Origin of the sequence: uncultured Clostridium sp., assembly GCF_947036855.1 — a bacterium.
Taxonomy (GTDB): Bacteria; Bacillota; Clostridia; order Clostridiales; family Clostridiaceae; genus Sarcina.
In genome coordinates this window covers 1-10,988 of record NZ_CAMQRY010000084.1, presented here as the reverse complement: position 1 = coordinate 10,988, position 10,988 = coordinate 1, and the positions used below count along the sequence as shown (strand labels likewise).

The window sequence follows — 10,988 nt, the reverse complement described above, 5'->3', positions numbered from 1 at the left end:
TTATTTACTTTAATTCTATACAAAATATATTATTAGCTAATTACTTTTTTATTAATTTTTTATCAATAATAATAAAAAGTTGCCTTTATTTTAATAAAGACAACTTTTAACTTCATATATTTAAGCTTCTAACATGACCTCATTTTCTATCATAAAGTTATTAGCCTCTGTTTCCATTATAACATTTAAATCAATTACATCTGCTATACCAATATCACTTCTTCTTTCCATTAAGAATGTATCTTTCCAAACACCAAATATTGTTCTAGCTATTTTTTCTCTATATCCAACTTCTCTAAAACCACATTTTTCATGTAACTTCTTGCTTCCTATGTTATCTTCTAAAACAGTTGCTTGAAGTGTCCAAATACCTACTTCTTCTGATATTCTTACAAGTTCATTTAAAAGTTTTGTTCCAATTCCTTTTCCTCTTTGTCCAGATTTTACATATATACTAAGTTCTGCAACTCCACTATACTGTATTTTTGAGTTCATTGCTGCAAGAGCTGCAAATCCAAGAACTTCGCCATCCTCTAATAAAATTATATTTGAATCTTCTAAATGAGAATCAATCCAGTCTTCATAGCTAGGTACTGTCCTTTGAAAAGTAGTGACTCCCGTTTTTATCGAATTTTCATATATGGCGACCATTTCTCCCCAATATTGTTTTTCTAGATTAATTATTTTGTACTTTTCCATACCTAACCTCCTATTACTTTGTTAACATTTAATTCACAACTTTCTATTATGTTGCGAATATTATTATAATATAAATATAGATAAAATTAAACACTCTAACTAATAATTTTATATTGATTTTTTTAACTTTTTATTAATATTTAGTATATATTGTTAGTAATTTAATTTTTATTTATTTCTTATTGTTTTTTTTAACATTTTTTCTCTAAATTTATTATTTCTTTTACTAAATTTAATCTTTTTGTAATTCATTTCATTAACACTATCACCATTACTCTCATTATAATAGTAATCTAATAAATATATTTAATGTTTTCACTTATAAAATAACTATATGTTTTTTCATTTCATTTGTTACTTAATTACAATTTTATTAAAAAAGCGCTTTTTATTAACATATTATTAATAAACTAATATAAAAAAACACCATTCATTTTACTATCAAATAAAACAAATAGTGCCTATCTTACATTTTTAATTTATCTCTTAATAAATTTAATTCTTCTAAACTTATTTCTCTGTATTCTCCACATTTTAAATTTCCAAGATTTATATTTAAAATTCTAATACGTTCTAATTTTTGAACTTTATAACCAAAATTTAAACACATTTTTCTAATTTGTCTATTTAACCCCTGAGTTAATATTATTTTAAAACTTAAATCATCAATTTTTATAACTTTGCATCTTTTAGTTATCTTATCTCCAATTTGTACTCCACTACTCATCCCATTAATAAACTCTGATGTTATTATTTTATTTACACCAACTATATATTCTTTTTCATGTCCATTTTCAGCTTCTAAAATATCATTCGCTAAATCTCCATCATTTGTTAAAAGTATAAGTCCTTGTGAATCTTTATCTAGTCGCCCTATTGGAAATATGTATTGTTTATATCCTATATAATCTATTATATTATCTTTTTTACTTTTTTCTGCTGTGCATGTAACTCCTACTGGTTTATTAAATACTATATATACTCTATCTTTCATTACTATAATTTTATTATCTACTAAAATTATATCCTCATCTATTTCAACCCATTGACCTTGTATAGCATTTTCCCCATTTACTATTATTCTACCATCTTCGATGAGATTTCTTGTTTCACTTCTTGAACAGTATCCAAAATTACTTAAAAGTTTATTTATTCTCATTTAATTGCTCCTATTATCTATAATTGCTAAAATTATATCATAAAAAAGAGATAAACTCTAAAAGTTTATCTCCATTATTCCTTATATGTTAACTAAGCAGCAATTACATTTCCTTCAATATCAACGCCCTTGTGTTTAGCTTTATACATTTTTCTCCATAAATAAAATCCATAGAATGAACTTACTCCATATTGAAGCCAAGTCATAGCACCAGATAAATTGTTTATTGTAAACCCTTGCTTTACCATTGTTTCTACAAATACTACAAATCCGATATTAGATAATATCCAGAAATACCACTGCTCTACATATCTTCTTGAAGTTAGATATAAAGCATATGTTGTAATAACTGATGATAATGCATCCATTATATAAGATGGATCAGGTTTTATACTCATACCAAATAAATTCATCATTATACTTGGTACATTTTTAAGAATTATTCCATATATTAACCACGCTGTAAGCATAATTATTATAGTTTTTACCCATTGAGCCTTTGTAAAAGTTCTACCTTCAACAACTCCATCCTCACTTTTTTCTGCACTATGTTTCCACATATAAAATCCATATATCTCTAAAGGTATAAGAATAAATAAATTCTTAAATGCTTCTCCATATAATCCACCTATAAATGAAATAACTGTCATAGCTATAGTATTTAATATCCACCAAAAATAAACTGTTAAACTAGCTTTTGCTTGATAAATTGATGTTATAACTCCTGAAATAGTAGCTGTAAGACCTATAAATCCAGTAACTGTAAATACAGTTTTTAAATCACCATTATGTAAAAATGCCGGTACAAAAAATGTTAGTATACTTGATATCATAAATACTACGAAAAATATCTTTTGAAATGGGCTAAATCCTTTGAAAAATTCCATATTGTCCTCACTCTGTCAATTAAATTTGAAAATTTATTTAAGAATTAAACAAACTTACACTTTATTTTATAGATATTTATTATCACTTTCAATAGTTCTACAAATTTTTATTACATATCACTCCTTGTTCACATTTTATTATTAATTACATTATGAAAACCTTTTTGTATTATCAATTTAATACTATATTTTCTAAAAACACGAATATTATATGTATTAAATACCTTTATATTATGAATTTAAGTAAATTTTTACTATTTTTTTATTATTTTATCTTTATGAATATTTTTTAAATCCAATCAAAAACTCCATACACAAATGTTGCAATTACCTCTACAATAATTGCTATAACTAGAATTATTTGTAAAATCCATGCCCAGTACTTTTTAGTTTTTAAAAGAAGAGTATTAAATCTAATAAATATAACTAAAAATACTGTTATTGCAAGTACTATACCTACATAGGTTGCAAACCTAAAAAATGCTAACATCTATTTATCACCACACTTGCTCTATATTTAAAAAACTATATATAAAACTTTGAATTAAAATTACAACTTGAAATAGTGCATAAACTATCTCTGGTAAAAATGTAAGCTTAAGTAGATAATCTTTAAATGTTTTATTTTGTGTATATTTCATCCTATAAAATGAATCTACGTATGTATATGCTATTACTAAAACAACGAGCATACTCATCTTAAATGTTCTATACATATAAAGAAATAATATAAGCCCTAAAAATACTATTACTCTTTGTACCATGATAAATCCAAATAATACATTATTTAAATTATCAGCAAGTGTAACTTTATTAATCCCATGAAGCCTTAAAGTATCCACTCCACCTCTAAGCCACCTGAGCCTTTGTACATACAACTCTTTTGTACTTAATGGAACTTCTGTCCATGCCATCATTTTAAGCTCTGTTGCAACTCTCCAATTATGCTTCAAACATAAAGTTACTTCATAATCTTCTACTAAATTATTTTCTAAATAAACATCTGTATCAATTCCAAAAGCTTCTTTTCTATACTTTATAACAGATTTAAGTGCATCACTTCTAAATATTGTAGCCATCCCATGCACTACCTTTATTTTTCCTTCTGTTTCCATTCTATGTGCATCAAACTGACCATACTCTATATGTTGCAAGTGCCATAATACTTTCTTAAAGAAACCCTTACCCGTATAAGGTAATATTCCTGCTCTTGAACATACTGCACCTAGCATTACATCTGAATCTAATCTTTTTGCACCTTCTAAAATGCAATTTTCATCAAGAACAGTATCAGCATCCATAACTAAAATATAGCCACCTATATCAAGTGATCTAAAACATTGATTTAATGCACCTGCCTTCCTCCCTTTATTATCTTTTGTAATAAATATCTCAAGTTTTTCATTTTCATATTTTTCAAGTATAGGCACTGTATTATCAGTACAATTATCACAAACTGTAATAACTCTATCCACTTCCATAGTTTGATTAAAAATACTATCCAAAGTTTCAACTATTTGATTTTCTTCATTATGTGTTGGTATTATGACTGTAATTTTTTTCATTTGTTTGCTCCTATTCTTTAGTATTTCAATACGCTTATTATTACCAACAATTTTAATTTTTATCAAAAAAATAGATATAATTTAGATTTTTTTCTAAATTATATCTACTGAGTTAAATACTCTTATAAACACTATGATTTTCTGAAACTTTAATCAGCCTTGAAGTTTTAAAATTAAATTCTTTATCCTCTTCATCATAAGCACTTACTATATTTAAATTTTTAAACCTTGGATTAGCTGTAAGTCTTGAACTTATTAAAATCTTTGTGTATGGATGTATTGGATTATTATATACAGCTTCACTACATCCTATCTCAACTATCTTTCCTTTATACATAACAGCAATTCTATCACTTATATATCTAACCATAGATAAATCATGTGCTATAAATATACATGCAACATTATGAGCTTTTGTTAAATGCTTTAGCAAATTAACTATTTGAGCTTGCATAGATACATCAAGTGATGCTATAGGTTCATCTGCTATTATAAGCTTTGGTTTAAGAGTAAGTGCTCTAGCCACGGAAACTCTTTGCCTTTGTCCCCCTGATATTTCTGATGGATATTTGTATAAATCCTCTTCCGAAAGCCCTACTGCCTTAGAAATTTCTAATACCCTTTTAAATAACTCTTCTTTATTTTTACAAAACTTCTTTATCCTAAGAGGTTCTGAAATTATACTTAAAATATTTCTTCTTTGATTTAGGCATGATGTTGAATCTTGAAATATTACCTGCATCTCCCTTGTTATATAATCTTTGTTTTTTTTATACATTCTATTATCTGTAACTTCCACTCCATTAAAATAAACATTTCCTTCTGTTACATCATGTATCTTTATTATACTTCTCCCAAGTGTAGACTTTCCACTACCCGACTCTCCAACTATTCCAAGAACTTCCCCTTCATATAATTCAAAGCTAATATCATCAACTGCCTTAATTATAGTCTTTTTGTCAAGTGTAAAATACTTTTTCAAATTCTTTACTTCTAAAATTTTTCTATCCATTGTTTATAGCCTCCACCACTTCATCACTCTGTTTTTTATAAAACTCATGTAATTTCCAAGTTGCTGCACTATGTGTTTCACTTATCTTAAACATAGGTGGCTCTTTAAGATAATCTATTTTAAGTGCATTTTCATTTCTTCTTGCAAAGCTATCACCAACTTCAAGATTTATAAGACTTGGTGGGGCTCCATCAATACTAACAAGTTCTACATCTGCCCCCTCACTTGGTAATGATTCTAAAAGCGCTTTAGTATATGGATGTCTACAATCAAAAAATATATCTTCTGTAGTTCCAATTTCAACAATTTTCCCTGCATACATAACTGCAACTCTATCTGAAATACTTGCAACTATCGATAAATCATGTGTTACAAAAATTACTGAAAATAAAAGTTCATCCTTAAGCTTTAAAATAAGATTTAATATTTGTTTTTGAATAGTAACATCTAAAGATGTAGTTGGCTCATCAGCTATTAATATTTGTGGCTTGGTTGCAAGTGCTATAGCTATGACTATACGTTGTCTCATCCCCCCTGAAAACTCATGTGGCATAGAGTTATATCTTTGAGTTGGATGGTCAATCCCAACAAGTTCTAAGTATCTTATCGCTTCTTTTTTTGCTTCTTTTTTACTAATCTTCTCTTTATATCTTATTCCCTCTGCTATCTGCTCACCAATTTTCATAGTTGGATTAAGAGCCGTCATAGGATTTTGAAAAATCATTGATATATCTTTAAATTTATTTTTCTCTTTACTACTTGTCTTTATGTCTATATTCCCATTCATTATTTGTGCAGTTTTCGGAAGTATTCCTTGTATACTTCTACAAAGAATAGTCTTACCACATCCTGATTCACCTACAATAGAAAGTATTTCTCCAACTTTAAGATCTAAATCAACATTCCTTACAGCTTTAACACTTCCTAGTCCTGTATGTATATCTATACTTAATTTTTTAATATCTAAAACAGTTTTCACCTTATTTTCCACCTCCAAATTTAATAGAAAATTAGATGAAGTTTTACCTCCATCTATTTTAAAATTACTTTTCTTCTAATGACCATTCATCAACATTAAAGAATATCCCTGCTCCATGATGCCCAAGAATTGTATCTTCATCAATCCCTTTAAGGTTATCATTTGCAACAAACATAGCTTCAAGATAAGCTATAAAAGTATATGGCATATCTTTTCCTATTTCTATTTGAAACTCTTGATAAAGCTTTAATCTTTCTGCCTCATCAGTTGTTTGTCTTGCTTTAGCTAAAAGTTCATCAACTTTTGCATTTGAATAAGCATTATAATTTGCATCTTTATCTGTTCCAAAAACTCTGTACGTATGGTCATCTGGATCAAATGGACTTCCCCATCCTACAACATAAGTATCTTCATTACCCCAATCAACACTTGCTTTTACAGCAACTTTAGCATCAATACCTATTTCTTCGAAGAATTGTGCACAAATTGTAGCCATATCAATCCTTACTTGATCTCCCTCTGAGCATACAAGTTCAAATGCTAACTTTTCATCCCCTTTTGCATAAATCCCATCATCACCCAGCTTAAATCCAAGCTTTTCAATTTTTTCTTTTGCCTTAGCTGGATTGTATTCAAACTTCTCCATATCTGGATTATTATAATCACCCATCTGAAGTGGTGAATATGCAACTTCACCATATCCAAGTAGCACACTATCTAAAATAGCTTGTCTATCTATTGCATAATTAAGTGCATTTACAATCCCTTTATTTTCTTTAAATAATGGTCTATTAAAATCATACATTATACCTCTATAATCAGCAGTTTTCATCTTATGAACTGTAAGCCCTTCCTCTTTTTCAATAGCAGCCATATCCTTTGGAGTTACCTGAGCTAAATCAATTTCACCTGACTTAATTTGCATAGCTAAGGCTTTATCATCAGTAACAATTTTAAATACTATCTCTTCAATACTTGGCGCACCTTCAAAATATTCATCATTCTTAACCATAATTATATTTTGACCCTTATCCCAGCTTTTAAACTTATATGGCCCTGTTCCTACTGGATTTGTATTAAACTCTGCTGTTTTTGGGTCTTTTCCATCAAGTAAATGTTTTGGAACTATCCCAACTGTTAAAGCATCTAAAATTGCTACATTTGGCTCTGATAACTTAACAACAAGTTCTGTATCTGAAACAACTTCCACACTTTCAATAGCCTCAAATCCACTTGCTCTTGCTGACATATTATCTTCATTTTGAATAATATCAAATGTAAACTTAACATCATTTGCAGTAAAAGGCTTACCATCATGCCACTTAATATCACTTCTTAACTTAAAAGTATACATATTTGTAGCCTCATCATGTTCCCAGCTCTCTGCAAGGCAAGGTATAATATTTGCATCTCCATCCCTTGCAACAAGCCCATTAAATATAAGTGAATCTATCTCACTTGAATCGTTAATTGCAGGATTTATAGTAGTATAATCACCACTTCCATAAACCAAACTATTATCATTTTCCTCTACTGTTTCTTTTCCCCCATCTTTTTGTATAGCTTTATCTGAAGATTCTCCACAAGCTATAAAACCAAATGAACATACAATAAGACTAGCCACCACTAACGCTTTTAATTTTTTCTTTTTCATAAATTTTACCCCCATTTTACAAATTACTTTGTTTCTTATTTGAAATTTCTCTTAAATAATTACCTATATTAGTAATACAAAGAAGTGTAATAACCAAAAACACTCCCGGCACTATAATAATCCACCATAAATTTGATAAAAGTGCCCCTTCTGAAAGTGATAACATACTTCCCCATGAAATAATTTCAATAGGTAGTCCTATTCCTAGAAAACTCAAAGTTGCCTCAGTTCCAATTGCCCCTCCAATATTTGTAACAACCATAAACATTATTGCAGGAATAAAGTTTAAAACCATATGTTCCTTTAATATGTGAAAGAAACTTCCCCCCATTGTTTTCGCGGCTAAAATATATTCACTATTTTTTATTTGACTTACTTCTGCCCTCACAACTTTCGCAATATTCATCCAACTTGTAATTCCTATAACTATTGCAAGACTTACAACTGTACCATTCCCCATAATTCCCTGAATAAATATAATTACAAGAATTGATGGTATAGTTAGCATTATTTCTGTAATTCTCATCATCAAATCATCAATATAACTATTTGAACATGCACTTACAGTTCCATATATAACAGCAATAACTGTAGAAATTATAGTTGCTAAAACTCCTATAAATAAAGAAATTCTTCCACCATACCAAATCATTGAAAATATATCTCTCCCCATAGTATCTGTCCCAAATAAGAACTCACTGCTTGGAGCTATTGATATATTTCTAAGATTTAAATGTGTTGGATCTTTAGTCATAATCACTTCTGCAAAAATACATAAAGTAACTATAATAGCTAAAATCCCTATTGAAATATACGGAATATTCTTCGCTTTTGCTTTCACTACCTTTTTTTCTTTAATCCTTGAAATCATATAATCTTTTCCAACAACCTCAAAATCACTCTTGTGTAAGCTCAAAATATTCCCCCCTAACCTGCTTAGTTCTTGGATCTATTTTATTATTTATAACTTCAGCAATTAAATTACTAATAATAATAACAGCCCCTGTTATAAGACATAAAATCATAAGCATATTATAATCATGATATTTTGCACTTTCAAAAGTCAAACTACCCATACCTGGATATGAGAATATTTTCTCAACTACAAACGTACCTCCAAGAATATGAGGAACTGAAACTGCCATTATTGTAACAAGTGCTGGCATTATATTCCTTAAACAATGTTTATAAATTATTACGTTATTACTTGCTCCCTTTATTTTTGCAAGTAAAACATAATCCTCTCTAATTTCCTCTAAAAGTTTGTTTCTTATCATATATGCATAGTACCAAAGATGTCCTAAAACCATAACTATAAGTGGTAAAATAAGATGCTCTATTCTACTAACAATACTTCCTGACATACCTATTTCATAAGCTCCACTACTTGGTAGTATATTTAGATTTATACTAAACACTAAAATAAGTACAAGTGAAACCCAAAATGTTGGTATTGCATTTAATATATTTCCAACTGTACATACAAACCTGTCTAAAAGTTTCCCCTCATGCAATGCACAAAAAATCCCTAAAAGAGTACAAAGTATAAAAGTTAATATGTATGCTAAAAGCCCTAAAATAATTGTATTAACAAAAACATCTCCTATAACTTCTAAAACATCAGCCTTGTACTTATATGAAATTCCAAAATCACCTTTAATAGCATTTTTCACCCATATTCCATATTGTACATATATAGGCTTATCCAGACCAAGTTTCTCTCTTGCAAGTTCTTGCTTTTGAGTTCCCATCTGCTCCACAGTTTCACCATAATATGATTTAAGTGGATCGCCTGGTGATAATCTTGCCATGTAAAATATTACAAATGATAAAACTAACATAGATAAAATTAATTGAAACAATTTCTTCACTATAAAAATAAATAGCCCTCCTCAAAATTTATTTTAATAATAACTTGATATCCTTTTCTCTATTGAGTATATTCTCTCAATTAGAAATTTAGGACAATTTTTCATTTTAATTTAATTCTTATTATTCTTAAATACATTTATTTACTTATTAATCTTTCATTCCATTTTTTATACAACTGACTACTTTTTGCTATACAAGCTAATGTAAACGTATAAATTATCGCAGTTTTTTATATAAAACTCACAATTCATTCCATTTTTATTTATCTCTTTCTTTTGCTATACTTATTTAGACTACTGCCAATACATTTAAAGTGTCAGAATCATTCTGAAATTAAATTTGTATTTCAAGTTAGATTAAACAAAAGATTAGGAGTGATTTTCATGCTATTAGCATTTTGTGATAACTATAGAGATGTTCAAAAATTAAACGTATTTAGTGATACTAAAGGAGTTCCTTATATAGAATTCTATATTCCAAGAAAAAATACAGATATAAAAATTTGTAAAACATTTGAAATTGAAAAATCAATTGAAGATATAAAAAACAACCTACCAGAAGATGAGTGGGTTTCTAATATAAATGTTAGTGGTATATCAAATGATTCTGCTTGTATTTCATATGAAATAACAAAAGAGATTGTTTATGTTGTACCAGTAGAAAGTGCTACACATACAGAAGTTAAAAATCATATTAATAATTTAATTAGAAATAATGAGGTTATAGATATTGATAGAATAACAAAAGAATTAAACAGAAGTAAATCTTCAGCAATTTCTGAATTTGCTGGAAATATAATTAGAAGAATATAACAAAAAAGCTCTAAGCATTTTGAATAAATGCTTAGAGCTTTCTAATTTAATATATTTAATTAGTTGTAAATTCACGAAGTTTATAAGTTCCACATGTAAAAATTGCAACGGACATTAGTAAAAGTATTATACTTCCCTCTATCAAATCACCATTTAATATTCTTCCAACCCAATAATAAGGTGATATATATCCTATTACTTCATACTTTGCCATACTCTCTGATATATAAGGTGCTTGTATCATAAATATTCCAAGTGAAAATAATACAAAACTTGAGAATGTTCCAACATTAGCTATTATATCCTTATTTTTAAACCATCTTACAAAAAATACTGTAAGAGAAATTGA

General features: G+C 28.1%; 12 protein-coding genes. 1 reads left to right on the top strand and 11 read right to left on the bottom strand.

Going from position 1 to position 10,988, the window contains the following annotated elements:
- Nucleotides 1-120 precede the first annotated feature (120 nt).
- The 10 genes from Q0V15_RS09120 to Q0V15_RS09075 all read right to left on the bottom strand — a co-directional run bounded on the left by Q0V15_RS09120 (nt 121) and on the right by Q0V15_RS09075 (nt 9,826).
- The gene (locus Q0V15_RS09120) at nt 121-699 is read right to left on the bottom strand and encodes a GNAT family N-acetyltransferase (RefSeq protein WP_297438216.1); all 579 of its coding nucleotides are present in this window, start codon (nt 697-699) and stop codon (nt 121-123) included.
- Between the two features lie 466 nt (nt 700-1,165).
- Nucleotides 1,166-1,858: a pseudouridine synthase gene (locus tag Q0V15_RS09115; RefSeq protein WP_297438214.1), complete on the bottom strand. Its 693-nt coding sequence runs from the start codon at nt 1,856-1,858 to the stop codon at nt 1,166-1,168.
- Nucleotides 1,859-1,950: 92 nt separating this feature from the next.
- Nucleotides 1,951-2,745 carry a nicotinamide riboside transporter PnuC gene (gene pnuC, locus Q0V15_RS09110; RefSeq protein WP_297438212.1) on the bottom strand — a complete coding sequence of 265 codons (795 nt, stop codon included), beginning with the start codon at nt 2,743-2,745 and terminating at the stop codon, nt 1,951-1,953.
- Nucleotides 2,746-3,034: 289 nt separating this feature from the next.
- A complete protein-coding gene (locus Q0V15_RS09105) occupies nt 3,035-3,235 on the bottom strand; it encodes a hypothetical protein (RefSeq protein ID WP_297438210.1) in 201 nt (66 codons plus the stop codon).
- A 7-nt stretch (nt 3,236-3,242) separates the two neighbouring features.
- Entirely contained in the window at nt 3,243-4,310 is a 1,068-nt protein-coding gene (locus Q0V15_RS09100) for a glycosyltransferase family 2 protein (protein WP_297438208.1), read from the bottom strand.
- A 112-nt stretch (nt 4,311-4,422) separates the two neighbouring features.
- The gene (locus Q0V15_RS09095; RefSeq protein ID WP_297438206.1) at nt 4,423-5,322 is read right to left on the bottom strand and encodes an ABC transporter ATP-binding protein; all 900 of its coding nucleotides are present in this window, start codon (nt 5,320-5,322) and stop codon (nt 4,423-4,425) included.
- Entirely contained in the window at nt 5,315-6,301 is a 987-nt protein-coding gene (locus Q0V15_RS09090; RefSeq protein WP_297438204.1) for an ABC transporter ATP-binding protein, read from the bottom strand. Before Q0V15_RS09090 ends, Q0V15_RS09095 begins: the two co-directional genes overlap by 8 nt.
- 64 nt (nt 6,302-6,365) lie before the next feature.
- Nucleotides 6,366-7,955, bottom strand: a complete 1,590-nt coding sequence (locus tag Q0V15_RS09085; protein WP_297438202.1) for an ABC transporter substrate-binding protein — start codon at nt 7,953-7,955, stop codon at nt 6,366-6,368.
- Between the two features lie 16 nt (nt 7,956-7,971).
- Complete coding sequence (locus tag Q0V15_RS09080) at nt 7,972-8,871, bottom strand: ABC transporter permease (RefSeq protein WP_367173769.1); 900 nt, start codon at nt 8,869-8,871, stop codon at nt 7,972-7,974.
- A complete protein-coding gene (locus Q0V15_RS09075) occupies nt 8,852-9,826 on the bottom strand; it encodes an ABC transporter permease (protein ID WP_367173768.1) in 975 nt (324 codons plus the stop codon). Before Q0V15_RS09075 ends, Q0V15_RS09080 begins: the two co-directional genes overlap by 20 nt.
- Before the next feature lie 384 nt (nt 9,827-10,210).
- Between Q0V15_RS09075 and Q0V15_RS09070 the strand changes: the two genes are divergently transcribed.
- The gene (locus Q0V15_RS09070; protein ID WP_297438200.1) at nt 10,211-10,639 is read left to right on the top strand and encodes a hypothetical protein; all 429 of its coding nucleotides are present in this window, start codon (nt 10,211-10,213) and stop codon (nt 10,637-10,639) included.
- A 55-nt stretch (nt 10,640-10,694) separates the two neighbouring features.
- On the opposite strand, the gene Q0V15_RS09065 is transcribed toward Q0V15_RS09070, so the two are convergent.
- Nucleotides 10,695-10,988, bottom strand: a 294-nt coding sequence (locus Q0V15_RS09065; protein ID WP_297438198.1) for a hypothetical protein, incomplete at its 5' end; no start/stop codon positions are given.